Origin of the sequence: Paenibacillus sp. 11B, assembly GCF_030487755.1 — a bacterium.
Lineage (GTDB): Bacteria > Bacillota > Bacilli > Paenibacillales > Paenibacillaceae > Paenibacillus > Paenibacillus vandeheii.
This window is the reverse complement of record NZ_JAUKNS010000004.1, coordinates 304,137-321,873: the sequence shown is the minus strand read 5'-3', so window position 1 is coordinate 321,873 and position 17,737 is coordinate 304,137. Positions and strand designations below refer to the sequence as shown.

The 17,737-nt window shown below is 48.3% G+C and carries 9 protein-coding genes, 1 tRNA gene and 2 rRNA genes; 11 read left to right on the top strand and 1 reads right to left on the bottom strand.

The annotated features are described in order from the left end of the window. Positions 1-13 precede the first annotated feature (13 nt). From galU to ligA, 8 genes are all read left to right on the top strand, one after another. A complete protein-coding gene (gene galU / locus Q0V21_RS18375) occupies positions 14-892 on the top strand; it encodes a UTP--glucose-1-phosphate uridylyltransferase GalU (protein ID WP_079350030.1) in 879 nt (292 codons plus the stop codon). A 181-nt stretch (positions 893-1,073) separates the two neighbouring features. Next, positions 1,074-1,622 (top strand): dTDP-4-dehydrorhamnose 3,5-epimerase, encoded by a 549-nt coding sequence (gene rfbC / locus Q0V21_RS18370; protein WP_079350031.1) that lies wholly within the window; start codon positions 1,074-1,076, stop codon positions 1,620-1,622. Positions 1,623-1,675: 53 nt separating this feature from the next. Further along, on the top strand, positions 1,676-2,701 hold the full coding sequence (rfbB, locus tag Q0V21_RS18365) for a dTDP-glucose 4,6-dehydratase (protein ID WP_079350032.1): 1,026 nt from the start codon (positions 1,676-1,678) through the stop codon (positions 2,699-2,701). Next, positions 2,698-3,579, top strand: coding sequence for a dTDP-4-dehydrorhamnose reductase (rfbD, locus tag Q0V21_RS18360; protein ID WP_301879995.1), 882 nt, complete (start codon positions 2,698-2,700; stop codon positions 3,577-3,579). The genes rfbB and rfbD overlap by 4 nt, the downstream gene beginning before the upstream one ends. 188 nt (positions 3,580-3,767) lie before the next feature. Continuing rightward, the gene (locus Q0V21_RS18355) at positions 3,768-4,643 is read left to right on the top strand and encodes a phosphatidylinositol-specific phospholipase C/glycerophosphodiester phosphodiesterase family protein (protein WP_301879994.1); all 876 of its coding nucleotides are present in this window, start codon (positions 3,768-3,770) and stop codon (positions 4,641-4,643) included. A gap of 296 nt (positions 4,644-4,939) precedes the next feature. After that, entirely contained in the window at positions 4,940-5,626 is a 687-nt protein-coding gene (gene pcrB, locus Q0V21_RS18350; protein WP_443146344.1) for a heptaprenylglyceryl phosphate synthase, read from the top strand. 416 nt (positions 5,627-6,042) lie between these two features. Beyond that, on the top strand, positions 6,043-8,403 hold the full coding sequence (gene pcrA, locus Q0V21_RS18345; protein WP_301879993.1) for a DNA helicase PcrA: 2,361 nt from the start codon (positions 6,043-6,045) through the stop codon (positions 8,401-8,403). Positions 8,404-8,517: 114 nt separating this feature from the next. Then, positions 8,518-10,536 (top strand): NAD-dependent DNA ligase LigA, encoded by a 2,019-nt coding sequence (gene ligA / locus Q0V21_RS18340; protein WP_301879992.1) that lies wholly within the window; start codon positions 8,518-8,520, stop codon positions 10,534-10,536. A 156-nt stretch (positions 10,537-10,692) separates the two neighbouring features. On the opposite strand, the gene Q0V21_RS18335 is transcribed toward ligA, so the two are convergent. After that, positions 10,693-12,045 carry a molybdopterin-dependent oxidoreductase gene (locus tag Q0V21_RS18335; RefSeq protein ID WP_301879991.1) on the bottom strand — a complete coding sequence of 451 codons (1,353 nt, stop codon included), beginning with the start codon at positions 12,043-12,045 and terminating at the stop codon, positions 10,693-10,695. Positions 12,046-12,747: 702 nt separating this feature from the next. Here Q0V21_RS18335 and Q0V21_RS18330 point away from each other — a divergent pair. The 3 genes from Q0V21_RS18330 (at position 12,748) to Q0V21_RS18320 (ending at position 17,708) form a co-directional block, all read left to right on the top strand. Further along, a 16S ribosomal RNA gene (locus tag Q0V21_RS18330) occupies positions 12,748-14,299 on the top strand. A gap of 155 nt (positions 14,300-14,454) precedes the next feature. Beyond that, positions 14,455-14,530, top strand: a tRNA-Ala gene (locus Q0V21_RS18325). 252 nt (positions 14,531-14,782) lie between these two features. After that, a 23S ribosomal RNA gene (locus tag Q0V21_RS18320) occupies positions 14,783-17,708 on the top strand. Together the 16S and 23S rRNA genes with 1 tRNA gene alongside form the textbook arrangement of a ribosomal RNA operon. Positions 17,709-17,737: the final 29 nt, after the last annotated feature.

The window sequence follows — 17,737 nt, the reverse complement described above, 5'->3', positions numbered from 1 at the left end:
GGGTGATTCTAGCGTGCGTATTCGCAAAGCAATTATTCCAGCAGCCGGGCTCGGTACCCGGTTTCTGCCTGCCACGAAGGCGATGCCCAAGGAAATGTTGCCCATCGTCGATAAGCCGACGATTCAGTACATTATTGAAGAAGCTGTGGCTTCGGGCATTGAGGATATCATTATCGTCACAGGTAAAGGTAAACGGGCCATCGAGGATCATTTTGACTATTCATTCGAGTTGGAGCAGAACCTGGCTGGTAAACAGAAGTGGGATCTGCTGAATGAAGTTCGCAAGCCCTCCGAAATGGCAGACATCCATTATATTCGTCAAAAGGAACCAAAGGGCCTTGGACACGCCATCTGGTGTGCCCGCAAGTTTATTGGGGATGAACCTTTTGCTGTTCTGCTTGGGGACGACATTGTGGAGTCTAATCATCCCTGTCTTCAGCAGATGATCGAAGTCTATGATGAATTGCAATCACCGATCGTAGGCGTACAGCCAGTCGATTGGAGCGAAGTGTCGCGTTACGGGATTGTGGACGGAGAATTGGTATCTCGTACCGAAGATCGTGTGTACCGCGCGCGTCGTTTGATCGAGAAACCCAAGACGGAAGAATCACCTTCCAATCTGGCTATTATGGGTCGTTATATTCTGACGCCGGATATCTTCGATATCCTGGGTCAGCAGTCTGCTGGGGTAGGTGGAGAAATCCAACTGACGGATGCCTTGTCCCGTCTGAACGACCAGCGCCAGATTTTGGCCTATCACTTTGACGGCCTGCGCCATGATGTTGGGGAGAAGCTTGGTTTTATTGAAACCACGATTCATTATGCCCTTCAGCGCCCGGATTTGCGGGAGGATTTGTTGAAGTATTTGGAGCAGATTGTTCAGAACAAATAGAGAAATCGCTAGTAGTAAGCCCAGCCGAAAATTAAACACGGCTGGGTTTTGATTATTTTATGGAACAACGTATTGAAATATCATGATATAACCAGGCCAATGAACGATCACTTGCCTGATGCCCTACATATACATAGTTATTATGAAGAAATGCTGTTATTAGCAAAAACGGAGGGGTAACATGAAGGTGATTCCGCTGTTTATGGATGGCGCAGCTATATTGGAACCCAAGGTATATGGCGATCATCGGGGATATTTTATGGAAAGCTACAATGAGCGTGTTCTGTATGAGAATGGTATACATCATGTGTTCGTTCAGGACAATCAATCCCTGTCCGCCGAAGCTGGAGTTCTTCGCGGACTTCATTACCAGCTTCAACCGAGAGCCCAGACGAAGTTAGTCAGAGTTATATCCGGAGCTATTTATGATGTTATTGTAGATATTCGTCCCTCATCACCAACCTTCGGACAGTGGAAAAGTGTCATTCTCAGTGAGTATAATCAGCGGCAGTTGCTTGTCCCTCAAGGCTTTGCTCATGGATTTTGTACACTGGTGCCACATACCCAGGTGACATATAAGGTGGATGCATACTATTCCCCTGAACATGACCGTGGTATTTTGTGGAATGATCCTGCACTCGCGATTGATTGGCCTGTTACGGCTCCTACTTTATCAGAGAAAGACCAAAAGCATCCGTTACTCAAAGATGCAGAACTGAACTTTGACTAACAAAAAGACTTCTCAGGTACTTCTGTATCTGGAGGCAGAAGGAGAGAGACGGCATGAAACTACTCGTTACTGGTGGAGCTGGATTCATCGGCAGCAACTTTGTGATGTATATGCTTCGTGAGCATCCTGATTATGAAATTGTTAACGTGGATTCCCTAACTTATGCAGGCAATCTGGAGAATTTGCAATCCGTGGAATCCAATCCTCAATACACGTTTATCCGAGCGGATATCACTGACGTACAGCAGATGGAACAAATCATCTCCAAAGGAATTGACGTAGTGGTTAATTTTGCAGCTGAATCTCATGTGGATCGCAGCATTCTCTCCCCAGATATTTTTGTGCGTACCAATGTACTAGGGACTCAGATTTTGCTGGATGCGGCGAAGAAATATCAAGTTACCAAATACGTTCAGGTATCTACAGACGAAGTATATGGCTCACTCGGCCCCATAGGGTTGTTTACAGAAGAGACACCTTTGATGCCGAATAGTCCATACTCTGCCAGTAAAGCTGGTGGAGATTTGCTTGTAAGAGCGTATCATGAAACCTTTGGTTTGCCTGTAAACATTACACGTTGTTCAAACAATTATGGACCTTTTCAATTTCCAGAGAAGCTCATTCCTTTAATTATATCCCGTGCATTAAATGATGAGGCTATTCCTGTCTATGGCGATGGACTGAATATTCGTGATTGGCTTTATGTAGAGGATCACTGCAGCGCTATCGATTTGGTCATTCACAATGGCAAGATCGGAGAGGTTTACAACATTGGGGGAAATAATGAGCGGACCAATCTATATATTGTTGAGACTATTCTAAAACAACTGGGCAAGCCGGCCAATTTGATTCAATATGTTCAGGATCGGCCGGGGCATGACCGGCGTTACGGAATTGACCCGACCAAGTTGGGTACAGAGCTTGGGTGGAAGCCTGTGCACAATTTTGAGACAGGGATTAAGGAAACCATTCAGTGGTATCTGAACCATCAGGATTGGTGGACACAAATACAATCAGGAACGTATCAGGATTATGTTCAACTTCAGTATGGTAAGCGAATGGGTGATTCCTCAGAATGAAGTACAGAGTACTGGTAACGGGAGCTGCGGGACAGCTCGGATACGATGTTGTGAAAACATTTCAAGCAGGTGGTCATGATGTCATGGCCTGTGACAGGGATCAATTGGACATTACCGACCAACAGCAATGCAGAGAAACCATTAATGCATTCCAGCCTCACATTATCGTTCATTGTGCTGCATATACAGCCGTCGATTTGGCCGAAACAGATGAGGATATGGCATACACAGTCAATGTAGCAGGCACTAGAAATATTGCAGTTGCTGCGGAGAAAGTGAAAGCCAAACTCATTTATATTAGTACGGATTATGTATTTGATGGCACAGCAACGAGACCTTATCAGGAATTTGATGTGACAAATCCGCAGACTGTGTATGGCAAGTCGAAGCTTGCGGGAGAGAGACTGGTCGAGGGGCTCTGTACGCGATGGTTTATTATCCGAACATCATGGGTATTTGGAGTACACGGTAGCAATTTTGTCAAAACCATGCTGGAGCTTCTGGAGAAGCGTCCCCGACTTCAGGTGGTTCATGATCAACAAGGATCACCCACATATACTGTGGATTTAGCTAGACTCGTAAGTGAGCTTTCTTTAACTGAAAAATACGGTATCTACCATGCCTCTAATTCGGGAACATGCACATGGTATGAATTTGCTCAGGCCATCGCCGAAGAAGCAGCCAAGCAATCCCGATTCAAACAAAGCGCTGTTCTTGAGCCCTGTACCACCGAGCAATTTCCGCGTCCTGCTCCTCGCCCTCAATATTCCGTAATGGATCATCTCGCTATTCGTACAAATGGTCTGCAACCTATGAGAGCTTGGAGAGAGGCTTTGATCGCATTCCTGAATGAATTAAGTGTAGAGCAAGCCGATTAGGTAGGGCTTCTTATTCATCCGAATATTGTATCCCTAGATTTTACAGCCGCCTTCGGGCGGCTTTTTGTTTTACACCTCTCCAATCAGGGTAGTTAGCTATCAAAAAGGAAAAACCGCACATGCTTCGTCATATCATGATTATCATACTCTTTTCTTCCCTATCACCCTATTAAGGATGTGAACGCCATATGAAACGAATTGCCGCAGTCATTACACTACTCATCGTAACCGTGGGCACACTCTTTTTTGCCTATGACAGTCAAAGCGAGGAGCAGCACGATGGATTTACGGCCTATCGATTGATTGCCCATGCGATGGGCAGTATCCGTGAGCAGCCTTACACCAATGCCTATGAGGCGATGATTGCCAATTATGAGAAGGGCACACGTGTGTTTGAGATCGACTTTATGCTTACCTCGGACCGGAAAGCAGTAGCCAGACATGAATGGACCGCCAACATGAGCAAAATGCTGGGACAGGACGAGGAGTTACCCGAAGACAAACAGGCTGGGGCGCTGACACATGATGAATTTATGAATACGCCCATTCTGGGCAAGTACCAACCCATGGATGCCGACGGCATTATGGACGTATTGGCCAAGTACCAGGATATGTATATCGTGACCGATACCAAAGAACAGAAGGATGAGGATATTCAGCAGGTGCTGAAATCACTCGTGGACGCAGCCAAGCAACATGATCCGACAATCCTTAATCGGGTCGTTGTGCAGATCTATAACGAGCCGATGCTCGAAACCGTGAAAGAAATCTACGCATTTCCTTCTATTATCTATACTCTTTATGCTACGCAAGATACGGAAGCCCAGGTGGTTGATTTTGTACAAAAGAATGACATCGATGCCGTAACTATGCCGGAGTATAAAGTGAATCAGAATTTCGTTGCCAAGCTGAAGCAGGCAGGAGCCGTTACCTACGTGCACACCATTAATGACACCGACCAGGTGGCGAATTATGAGAAATGGGGCGTGTACGGCGTGTATTCGGATGTATTGACCGAGCAGGAATTGGATGATATGAACACACGTTTTGCCTGGAAGCCTTGAGATATTATATTTTGATTCAAATGGATACAGTGCTCCTACGAAAGACTGTTGAGCTCTACTCATAATATTGATGTTCGTAGTGGCACCTGCACCTGGTACCTAACTTGAATTCTTCTGTAACATCGCAATCGTATCTATTAAAATTACAGGCTTCTCCTGCAATTCCAGGGAAAAGTCTGTGATTTTTTGTTCCCCTTTTTATACGAACATTGACACTCAATCCCTGCTGACTTAGACTTAGTTTACAAGCTTTTTAGGATGCAGAAGAACCTCTGGAGGAATGTTCGTTGATAGACATGATTAAGCAGTGGAGACATGTATTTAAGCTCGACCCGGACCGGGAAATAACGGATGAAGCACTCGACCTAATTTGCATGTCGGGGACCGATGCCATTATGGTAGGGGGATCTTCGGGAATTACCTATGATAACACGGTGGACCTGATGTCCCGAGTACGTCGCTACGAGCTGCCCTGTGTGCTGGAAGTATCCGATTTGGAGGCCGTTGTGCCCGGTTTTGACGGATATCTGATTCCGATGGTACTGAATGCAACGGATAGCCAATGGATCATTGGACAACACCAGCAAGCCATTGAGCGTTACGGTTATCTGATTCCATGGGATCTGCTTATTGCAGAAGGCTATATTGTCCTCAATGCCGACTCCACTGTTGCCCGAATGACAGGAGCGGATACGGAATTGACGACTGATGCTGCGGTTGCTTACGCCCAGGCTGCGGAACGTCTGCTTAACCTGCCTATCGTATACATGGAGTACAGTGGGACGTTTGGAGATATGGAGCTGGTTGGAGAGACGCACAGACAACTCACCAAGGCGCATCTCATCTATGGCGGCGGGATTGATAGTTCGGAGAAAGCTGGACAAGCCGCTCAGGTCGCAGATACCGTTGTGGTTGGCAACATTGTGTACAGTGATTTGAACAAGGCGCTGGAGACAGTCCAAGCTGTGAAACAATCCGTTTAATCGGTTTAGTTTACCATTCCCCCAATTTACCCTCCTGATCTGTTAAAATAGAACTTTGACCTTACTCATTAAACAATTTATATGAGCGCAATGTTGTTTTACACGAGAACGGATAGGGCAGAACCAATCTGAAGAAACGAAGTCCCTTTTTAAAAACTGAAAGAGTCATTACAGTTTTCTTGTTATTTTAACTATCTCTAAATTATAAGCTGACTATTTTTACACGCGAACGGAGAGGACAGAAATAAGCTGGAGAAGCGGAGCGTTCGCCTTTATTACCGGATATTCACCTTTAGAAATTTAATTAATAAAATCCGGGAATAACAGCGATCGAAAGTTAATTCTGTCATCGGAGTGGCAAGTGTAATTGTTAGTGACCTTATATCGATCTCAACCAACGAAAGGAGCATGCATGCATGCAACCTGTAAATATACATGATGCCGTTGCACGGCTTAACCCCCCCCAACGGCAAGCCGTCGAAGCGACGGATGGACCGCTACTGATAATGGCTGGAGCGGGTAGTGGCAAGACCCGGGTGCTCACACACCGGATTGCCTATCTGATTGCAACACGAAAAGCACCGCCATGGGGCATTTTGGCTATTACTTTTACGAACAAAGCGGCACGCGAGATGCAAGACCGGGTATCCCAACTGGTTGGCGGCTCTCAGGGCCGTGATATTTGGGTTTCGACGTTTCACTCCATGTGCGTGCGTATTCTGCGCCGTGACATAGAACGTATCGGATTCACCTCAAATTTCAGCATTTTGGACTCATCTGACCAATTATCTGTAATTCGTAGTTGTATGAAAGACCAGAACATCGATACCAAGAAATTTGAACCGAAAGCTGTTCAGTCGATGATGAGCACCGCGAAGAATGAATTGATCAGTCCGGAGCAATATGAGAAGCAGGCTGCTGACTATTTCGAAGGCATTGTGGCGAAGGTATATAAGATGTATCAGAAAAAACTCAGAGCCAACAACTCGCTCGACTTTGACGATCTCATCATGGCGACCATTCAACTTTTCAAAGAGGTACCGGAAGTTCTCGACTTTTACCAAAAGAAATTCCAGTACATTCACGTGGATGAGTATCAGGATACCAACCGCGCGCAATACATGCTTTGCCGCATGCTCGCTGATAGTCATCACCGTATCTGCGTCGTAGGGGATAGTGACCAATCGATCTATCGCTGGCGTGGAGCGGATATCAGCAACATCCTGAATTTTGAGAAGGACTATCCTGAAGCAAGTACGATTTTGCTGGAGCAAAACTATCGTTCCACTTCAAATATCCTGAATGCAGCGAATGAGGTAATCGGCCTGAATACTGGGCGCAAACCGAAGAAGCTGTGGACGGACAAAGAGGGTGGCTCAAAGATCAAGGTGTACCGTGCGGATTCCGAACATGATGAGGGATACTTTGTAACCTCCGAGATTAGTAAAAATGTGAAGAACGGCAAATCCTATCAGAACCATGCCATTTTGTACCGTACAAACGCACAGTCCCGGGTTATAGAGGAAATTTTGATCAAGTCTGATATTCCGTATCAGATTGTTGGCGGCATCAAGTTCTATGATCGTAAAGAGATCAAGGATATTCTGGCGTATCTGCGCCTGCTTTCCAACCCTGACGATGACATCAGCCTAACCCGGATTATTAATGTGCCGAAACGCAGCATTGGTGATACAACGGTAGCGAAGCTGGCAGCTGCGGCAGGAGAACGGGGGATTTCAATATACCGTGTGCTTCAAGTTGTGGACGATCTTGGTTTTGCTGGTCGAACGCGGAATGCGTTGGTGGAGTTCTATGACATGATCGCCGCGCTGCATCAGATGGTAGAATATCTGTCTGTGACTGAACTAACCGAGAAGATTCTCGAGATGAGTCAGTACCGACTAGAGATGCAAAATGAAAACACGCTCGAATCCCGTGCACGGCTGGAGAACATTGATGAGTTCCTGTCCGTTACGATGGAATTTGAGAAAAATAATGAAGACAAAACACTCGTTTCGTTCCTCACCGATCTTGCACTGATTGCGGATATCGACAGCATGAACGATGATGAAGAGGATCAGAGTGACGCAGTTACCTTGATGACAATGCACAGTGCCAAAGGTCTGGAGTTCCCTGTCGTCTTTATCGTTGGTATGGAGGAAGGGGTTTTCCCGCACAGCCGGGCCTTTATGGACAACGAAGAGCTGGAGGAAGAGCGCCGGCTGGCTTATGTAGGGATTACGCGTGCGGAAGAACAACTCTTCCTGTCTTGCGCGCAAATGCGGACCTTGTTCGGACGTACAACTGCGAACCCGCCTTCGCGTTTCCTGGATGAAATCCCGGATGAGCTTAAAGAGGATACCTCAATGGCTCGTGACCGCTACCGTCGTGGTAGCAGCGCAGGTGGATCATATGGTGGTCGTGGACTTGGGGCAAGTGGTGGAAGTAACTTTGGTGGGGGCAATACGGCCAAGCTTTTCGAACAACAAAGCAGAAGTGGTTCCTCTGCTACCACATCCACGCCAACTTCGCGTGTGACCACAAGTACTTCCCGCCCAGCTTATTCTACGCCATCATCTGCGTCCAAACCCGCAGCTTCTAATGGAGAAGCAGGTTTCAAAGCCGGAGATAAAGTACAGCACGGCAAATGGGGGACAGGTACGATTGTTGGGGTGAAAGGCTCGGGTAATGACACGGAGCTTCAGATCGCATTCCCGGCCCCGGTGGGTCTAAAACGTCTGCTTGCAGGTTTTGCTCCAATTACCAAAGTGGAATAGATTTAAGAACGAAACATTCATGTTGCACAAGCTGTAATGTCAGCGGAGATCGAGTGCCATATGAATGTTCGTTCTACATAGATTTAAATTTTATTTACGGAGGGATGGCCCTATATGGACCCGATGCACCGGATGGAGCAACTCGTTACCGAGCTGAACCAGTATAATTATCAGTACTACACGATGGATCAGCCGCAGATCAGCGACAAGGAGTATGATCTTCTGTACGATGAACTGGTTACGCTGGAACAGGAGAGTGGCATGGTTTTGCCTGATTCTCCGACACAGCGTGTGGGGGGTGAACTGCTCAAAGGGTTTACACCGCATCGCCACTTATCTCCATTGTGGAGCTTGGACAAAGCCCAGAATATTGAGCAGCTGCGGAGCTGGAATACGCGTGTGCTCAAGCTGGTCAATGATTACAACACCAAAAATCCGGACAATCCGTTGCCTGAACCCGGCTATGTCATTGAACTGAAGTTTGACGGTCTGACCCTGAATCTAACGTACACGAACGGAGAGTTGGTTCAAGCCTCTACCCGTGGGAACGGAACCGTAGGTGAGGGCATTTTGGCTCAGGTTAGAACGATTAAGTCTGTCCCGCTCAAAATCCCTTATACAGGCGGCACGATTGAAGTCCAGGGTGAAGGCATCATGAATCTGTCTGTGTTGAATCGATATAATGAAACCGCAGCAGAGCCGCTTAAAAATGCCCGTAATGCAGCAGCAGGAGCGCTGCGTAACCTGAATCCGAAGACAACCGCTGAGCGGCGGTTAAACGCCTATTTCTATAATGTAGGTTATTCGGATGATATTCAGTTTGCCAACCATCAGGAGATGATGGATTTTCTCCGTGAAAATCGATTCAAAGTCAATCCATCGATTACGTATTTCCATGAGTTTGATGATGTGATGGACCAGCTTGCAGCGATACAGGAGAGCCGTGCCCAACTGGATTATCTGATTGATGGAGCCGTTATCAAAATTACAGACATGCGCACCCGTGAGGCACTGGGTTACACAGACAAATTCCCTCGTTGGGCGGTGGCGTACAAGTTTGAGGCCGAAGAGACTACGACCGTTCTCAACTCTGTTGTTTGGAATGTGGGTCGTACCGGCAAAGTGACTCCGCTTGCGCGGGTAGAACCGGTTGAGCTTGCTGGGGTAACGGTACAGAACTGCACATTGAATAACGTCGGTGACATTGAGCGGAAAAATCTGAAGTTTGCCTTGGGCACACGTGTCTTTATCCGTCGTTCCAATGATGTCATTCCTGAAATTCTGGGCAAAGTGACTGAAGAGAGTGATGGCGAGGAGATTGTGTTCCCTGAGCAATGTCCGGCATGTGGATTCCCGCTGGAACAGCGTGGAGCGCATTTGTTCTGTAACAACAAGCTGGCGTGCAAACCACAGACCGTAGCCCGCATTTCTCATTTTGCTTCCCGTGATGCAATGGACATCGAGACGTTCAGCGAGAAAACGGCGATTCAGCTGTATGATGAATTGAACGTGCGTGAGCCCGCTGACCTGTATACACTGCAATTCGATGATTTGGTTAAGCTCGAGCGGTTTGGTGAAAAGAAAGCAAACAACCTTATTGCTGCCCTGGAGCAGAGCAAGGATCGTGACCTCGCTTCGTTCCTATATTCACTGGGTATCCCGAATACAGGCAAATCAACTACACGCATGCTGGCTGATCATTACCGCGACCTGCATGCCATTATGAATGCTACGGCAGAGGAGCTCGTTGAACTTCCGGACGTCGGTGGTATTGTAGCCGAAAGCATTGTGACTTTTTTTGCAGATCCGTTTACACAGGCGGCGATTGAGAAAATGCTGAATTTGGGTGTGAAAGCCCAGGCGCCTGAGGCACCAGCAGCGATTGTGGAAGATTCCTTCTTCAGTGGCAAAACGGTCGTGCTGACCGGAACGCTGCATCAACTGACGCGGGAAGAGGCAACGCAACGACTGGAAGCGCTTGGAGCGAAGGTAACGGGCAGTGTCTCCAAAAAGACAGACCTTGTTATTGCCGGAGAGAAGGCCGGTTCCAAACTGGCCAAAGCTCACGATCTCGGCATACCTACCATTGAGGATGAGGACGAACTCGTACGTCTTTTGAATCAACAGGGATAGATCCTGAATGTGAAGTATGACTGGGTGATTTAGAACGCTTTGTCATCCAAGTGAATGATAAATAACTTAAAGACCCCTGTAGAACGAATGAGTGGAACGGGGGTCTTTGGTTTACACGTATATTTAAACTTAACCTTACATCCGTATCAACTTAAATCAGGAACGCGCCTGGGAAGCACCCGTGAGCCATGCGTCCTTGTCGTATCCACGTTCTTCCCAGTAACCGATATGGTCGCTGTCGATCAGTTCAATGCGATTCAGCCACTTGACGGACTTATAGGCATACATCTGGGGAATGACCAATCGTACCGGACCGCCCAGATCTGCGGGGATCGGTTTGCCATCATGCATGACAGCGACCATAATATCATCCATCTGCGCCTGATCCATCGTAATGGCATCCGTATACACACCATCTCCAGAGTAGAACTTAACACTTTGCGCTTCGGGTTTAACTCCGGCTTGAGTCAATAGTTTTTTAAGGGATATGCCTTCCCAAGTATTCTTATATACAGACCAGCCTGTAACGCAATGAAAGTCACTAACCTGAACCGTACGTGCAAGCTTCACGAACTGTTCCCAGTTCCAGACTTGCGCCCGTTCAACAAGCCCATCGAGCCGGAATGACCAGTTTGCATTGGAAAAGGAAGGTATCGGTGTTACCGTATAAACGCGAAAATGACCTTCGGCTCCGCCTCCCACGGGTGGTGAAGAAGCAGGTAATGCTTGCGGTAAGGGCACCATGCGATTGGGGTCATTCTCCAGCATGCTATCAATGTTGTTGTCTATATTGAGGTTCCGTCCAACCCAAGATATAAAAGTAGGTCCCAAAGTCACAGCTAGCCCCACGCCAACAGCAGACCGAATAAATGCCCGCCGTGTATACACAGGTTGAGGTTTCTCAGTTTGATGGAGAGAACCATCCTTTGGGGTACGTAAAGATTCTGTAGGAGCTATCGCTGCTGGTGGCGTAATTTCATCAGGAGCATCAGTTGGATGAGCCATTTTTCTAGCTTCTGCTACTATTGTCGTTGTATTTACTGCGCGTCGTGCAGGGTCTTTTAACCACTTGGTTCGCGTGATGGAGTGGTAGATAATATAAGGCAGGCCAACCCAAGTCAGCAAATCATGAATTAGAAGCGCAGCGTTCGACCATCTCGGTCCAGCGATCTTGAACTGCCATAACACAATACCTGATAACAGCCACCCTACCAGCAGTGCAAGAACAACGATAGTATTTGCTCTCTGCCAAGGCCTATTGCGAAGTTGTTTCCAGTGCTTTCCTGCCAAAAGCAAGTAATATACTACGGGTGCCAGCATAGCTAGCCCGACGATAATATGCAGCCACTTTAACCATACGCGTCCAATCCCGAGTAACTCACGCCAGAAACCACCAACTAACATAAGACCTGTTACCGCGAGGATGACAACAATCCAGGCATTCCATGCATGAATGGAAACGAGCTTTTTACCATAACCCTTTCGAATGTCCTTCAGCCATTGTTTCATATGCCTTCACCCCATATAGGTTATTCATCCTTGTATCTTCAATATGAATAAAGCCGATTGTGATTTAGAAAGCGGTTCTGAATTAAGTATCATCGAGCAGCTGTCATAAACAATTGGAATGGAAGTAGCATTCATCCCTTAATCTATACTATATATACCGTATTATAGAGCGTTTGGATCACTTACATCAAAGGGAGTAGAGGAAAACACTTCTTATATATAAGTATCCTCTAAATAGTTATCTAATACTATTTGCGTAAAAGTAGATGGGCTATCCGTTTTTAGTAAATAGAATTATTCATTTGTTCAGTAAACCGAAAGTATCTGTATGTAAATATAGTCGATTCTTCTGGATTGATATAAGCTGTCGAATGCTGTAGTTAAGAGTTTCTTTATTTATGGTACTTGCGGATTATAAAGTATTTATATAAAGGTTATTAAAAAGTGCTTGCTAAATGAATTAGATCATGATATATTATTTCTTGTCGCCTCAAACGAATGATTGTCGAAACGCTTTGAACGCTGACGAAAAAAAAGAGTTGACGACTACTTGGTCAACATGATAAGATAAGATTCCTGTCCGGTTGACAAGCGTCAACACGAACGGACACAAGTTCCTTGAAAACTGAACAAATGGATAGTAACTTTTGATTCATAATGAATCGTCAGTTTCAAAATGAGCTTATCGCTCTTTTCAATACTTTATTGGAGAGTTTGATCCTGGCTCAGGACGAACGCTGGCGGCATGCCTAATACATGCAAGTCGAGCGGACTTGAAGAGAAGCTTGCTTCTCCGATAGTTAGCGGCGGACGGGTGAGTAACACGTAGGCAACCTGCCCTCAAGTTTGGGACAACTACCGGAAACGGTAGCTAATACCGAATAGTTGTTTTCTTCTCCTGAAGGAAACTGGAAAGACGGAGCAATCTGTCACTTGGGGATGGGCCTGCGGCGCATTAGCTAGTTGGTGGGGTAACGGCTCACCAAGGCGACGATGCGTAGCCGACCTGAGAGGGTGATCGGCCACACTGGGACTGAGACACGGCCCAGACTCCTACGGGAGGCAGCAGTAGGGAATCTTCCGCAATGGGCGAAAGCCTGACGGAGCAATGCCGCGTGAGTGATGAAGGTTTTCGGATCGTAAAGCTCTGTTGCCAGGGAAGAACGCTTGGGAGAGTAACTGCTCTCAAGGTGACGGTACCTGAGAAGAAAGCCCCGGCTAACTACGTGCCAGCAGCCGCGGTAATACGTAGGGGGCAAGCGTTGTCCGGAATTATTGGGCGTAAAGCGCGCGCAGGCGGTCATTTAAGTCTGGTGTTTAATCCCGGGGCTCAACCCCGGATCGCACTGGAAACTGGGTGACTTGAGTGCAGAAGAGGAGAGTGGAATTCCACGTGTAGCGGTGAAATGCGTAGATATGTGGAGGAACACCAGTGGCGAAGGCGACTCTCTGGGCTGTAACTGACGCTGAGGCGCGAAAGCGTGGGGAGCAAACAGGATTAGATACCCTGGTAGTCCACGCCGTAAACGATGAGTGCTAGGTGTTAGGGGTTTCGATACCCTTGGTGCCGAAGTTAACACATTAAGCACTCCGCCTGGGGAGTACGGTCGCAAGACTGAAACTCAAAGGAATTGACGGGGACCCGCACAAGCAGTGGAGTATGTGGTTTAATTCGAAGCAACGCGAAGAACCTTACCAGGTCTTGACATCCCTCTGACCGGTACAGAGATGTACCTTTCCTTCGGGACAGAGGAGACAGGTGGTGCATGGTTGTCGTCAGCTCGTGTCGTGAGATGTTGGGTTAAGTCCCGCAACGAGCGCAACCCTTGATCTTAGTTGCCAGCACTTCGGGTGGGCACTCTAAGGTGACTGCCGGTGACAAACCGGAGGAAGGTGGGGATGACGTCAAATCATCATGCCCCTTATGACCTGGGCTACACACGTACTACAATGGCCGGTACAACGGGCAGTGAAACCGCGAGGTGGAACGAATCCTAAAAAGCCGGTCTCAGTTCGGATTGCAGGCTGCAACTCGCCTGCATGAAGTCGGAATTGCTAGTAATCGCGGATCAGCATGCCGCGGTGAATACGTTCCCGGGTCTTGTACACACCGCCCGTCACACCACGAGAGTTTATAACACCCGAAGTCGGTGGGGTAACCGCAAGGAGCCAGCCGCCGAAGGTGGGATAGATGATTGGGGTGAAGTCGTAACAAGGTAGCCGTATCGGAAGGTGCGGCTGGATCACCTCCTTTCTATGGAGAATCGTTTCCTGTAACGGAAACATTCAAATAAGCAGGTTCTCAGAACCTGCGACAGCGATTCGTTTCGGTCCATCACTTCGGTGTGGATGAAATGAAAAGCAAAAACACAGTTACTTATCCATTTGTTCAGTTTTGATGGAATTTGAGGGGCCATAGCTCAGCTGGGAGAGCGCCTGCCTTGCAAGCAGGAGGTCAGCGGTTCGATCCCGCTTGGCTCCACCAAAGAATTTCGTCTATTTAGCTTGTTCTTTGAAAACTAGATATCGAAACGAAAATTGCGATTTAGAACATTCCTTTTAGGGATGAATGCTTGTTCGGTGCAAGTAACCGATCAACAATCATCCTAGCTGAACTTGTGTAAACAAGTGAAGTGTTTATAAGGTAGACTGCTATTGCGATGGTATCGAATGGGAGCGACTTTTGGATTTGCGTAAGCAAAACAAGGGAAGCTAGCAGTCGAAACCGGAGCAAAATGGTTAAGCTACTAAGAGCACACGGAGGATGCCTAGGCGCTAGGAGCCGATGAAGGACGTGGCGAACAACGAAACTGCCTCGGGGAGCTGTAAGCAAGCTTTGATCCGGGGGTGTCCGAATGGGGAAACCCAGCTGGGGTAATTTCCAGTTACTCATAACTGAATACATAGGTTATGTAGAGGCATACCAAGGGAACTGAAACATCTAAGTACCTTGAGGAAGAGAAAACAATAGTGATTCCGTCAGTAGCGGCGAGCGAACGCGGAGAAGCCCAAACCAGAGAGCTTGCTCTCTGGGGTTGTGGGACGTCTCACATGGAGTTACAAAGGAACCGGTTAAGTGAAGAGGTCTGGAAAGGCCCGCCAAAGAAGGTAAAAGCCCTGTAGTTGAAAGTTGGTTCCCTCCGAGACGGATCCCGAGTAGTGCGGGGCACGTGAAACCCCGTATGAATCCGGCAGGACCATCTGCCAAGGCTAAATACTTCCTAGCGACCGATAGTGAAGCAGTACCGTGAGGGAAAGGTGAAAAGCACCCCGGAAGGGGAGTGAAATAGAACCTGAAACCGTGTGCTTACAAAAAGTCAGAGCCCGTTTTAGGGGTGATGGCGTGCCTTTTGTAGAATGAACCGGCGAGTTACGTTCCCGTGCAAGGTTAAGGTGAAGAGCCGGAGCCGCAGCGAAAGCGAGTCTGAATAGGGCGACTTAGTACGTGGACGTAGACCCGAAACCGGGTGATCTACCCCTGTCCAGGGTGAAGGTGCGGTAACACGCACTGGAGGCCCGAACCCACGCATGTTGAAAAATGCGGGGATGAGGTGGGGGTAGCGGAGAAATTCCAATCGAACTCGGAGATAGCTGGTTCTCCCCGAAATAGCTTTAGGGCTAGCCTCGGAAAACAGAGTCGTGGAGGTAGAGCACTGATTGGGTGCGGGGCCCGCAAGGGTTACCAAGCTCAGTCAAACTCCGAATGCCATAGACTTACTTCCGGGAGTCAGACAGTGAGTGCTAAGATCCATTGTCAAAAGGGAAACAGCCCAGACCATCAGCTAAGGTCCCCAAGTGTGTGTTAAGTGGGAAAGGATGTGGAGTTGCACAGACAACCAGGATGTTGGCTTAGAAGCAGCCACCATTGAAAGAGTGCGTAATAGCTCACTGGTCGAGTGACTCTGCGCCGAAAATGTAACGGGGCTAAACACACCACCGAAGCTATGGCTTGATGCTTTGCATCAGGGGTAGGGGAGCGTTGTATAAGGGTTGAAGGTGTACCGTAAGGAGCGCTGGACATTATACAAGTGAGAATGCCGGTATGAGTAACGAAAAGATCAGTGAGAATCTGATCCGCCGAAAGCCTAAGGGTTCCTGAGGAAGGCTCGTCCGCTCAGGGTAAGTCGGGACCTAAGGCGAGGCCGAAAGGCGTAGTCGAAGGACAACAGGTCGAAATTCCTGTACCACCGTAAGCCGTTATGAGCAATGGGGGGACGCAGCAGGGTAGTGACGCGGACTGATGGATGTCCGTCTAAGCAGTGAGGCTGATGTGTAGGCAAATCCGCACATCGTAAGGCTGGACTGTGATGGGGAGCGAAAATTAGAGTAGCGAAGGTCATGATCTCACACTGCCAAGAAAAGCCTCTAGCCAGGTGATGGTGCCCGTACCGCAAACCGACACAGGTAGGCGAGAAGAGAATTCTAAGGCGCGCGGAAGAACTCTCGTTAAGGAACTCGGCAAAATGACCCCGTAACTTCGGGAGAAGGGGTGCCCCGGTAGTGTGAATAGCACGAGGGGGCCGCAGTGAAAAGGCCCAAGCGACTGTTTAGCAAAAACACAGGTCTGTGCGAAGCCGTAAGGCGAAGTATACGGGCTGACGCCTGCCCGGTGCTGGAAGGTTAAGGGGAGCGGTTAGGAGCAATCCGAAGCTGTGAACCGAAGCCCCAGTAAACGGCGGCCGTAACTATAACGGTCCTAAGGTAGCGAAATTCCTTGTCAGGTAAATTCTGACCCGCACGAATGGCGTAACGACTTGGGCGCTGTCTCAACGAGAGATCCGGTGAAATTTTAATACCTGTGAAGATGCAGGTTACCCGCGACAAGACGGAAAGACCCCATGGAGCTTTACTGCAGCTTGATATTGAATTTGGGTACGATCTGTACAGGATAGGTGGGAGCCTTTGAAACGTGAGCGCCAGCTTGCGTGGAGGCACCGTTGGGATACCACCCTGATCGTATCTAGGTTCTAACCTGGTACCGTAATCCGGTGCGGGGACAGTGTCAGGTGGGCAGTTTGACTGGGGCGGTCGCCTCCTAAAGAGTAACGGAGGCGCCCAAAGGTTCCCTCAGAATGGTTGGAAATCATTCGAAGAGTGCAAAGGCATAAGGGAGCTTGACTGCGAGACCTACAAGTCGAGCAGGGACGAAAGTCGGGCTTAGTGATCCGGTGGTACCGCATGGAAGGGCCATCGCTCAACGGATAAAAGCTACCCTGGGGATAACAGGCTTATCTCCCCCAAGAGTCCACATCGACGGGGAGGTTTGGCACCTCGATGTCGGCTCATCGCATCCTGGGGCTGAAGTAGGTCCCAAGGGTTGGGCTGTTCGCCCATTAAAGCGGTACGCGAGCTGGGTTCAGAACGTCGTGAGACAGTTCGGTCCCTATCTGTCGTGGGCGTAGGAAATTTGAGAGGAGCTGTCCTTAGTACGAGAGGACCGGGATGGACGTACCGCTGGTGTACCAGTTGTTCCGCCAGGAGCACCGCTGGGTAGCTATGTACGGAAGGGATAAGCGCTGAAAGCATCTAAGCGTGAAGCCCCCCTCAAGATGAGATTTCCCAGTATGTAAGACCCCTTGAAGACGACGAGGTAGATAGGCTGGGGGTGGAAGTGCAGCAATGCATGGAGCTGACCAGTACTAATCGGTCGAGGGCTTATCCAAGATATGCAGGTGATACATCGCGAATTTCG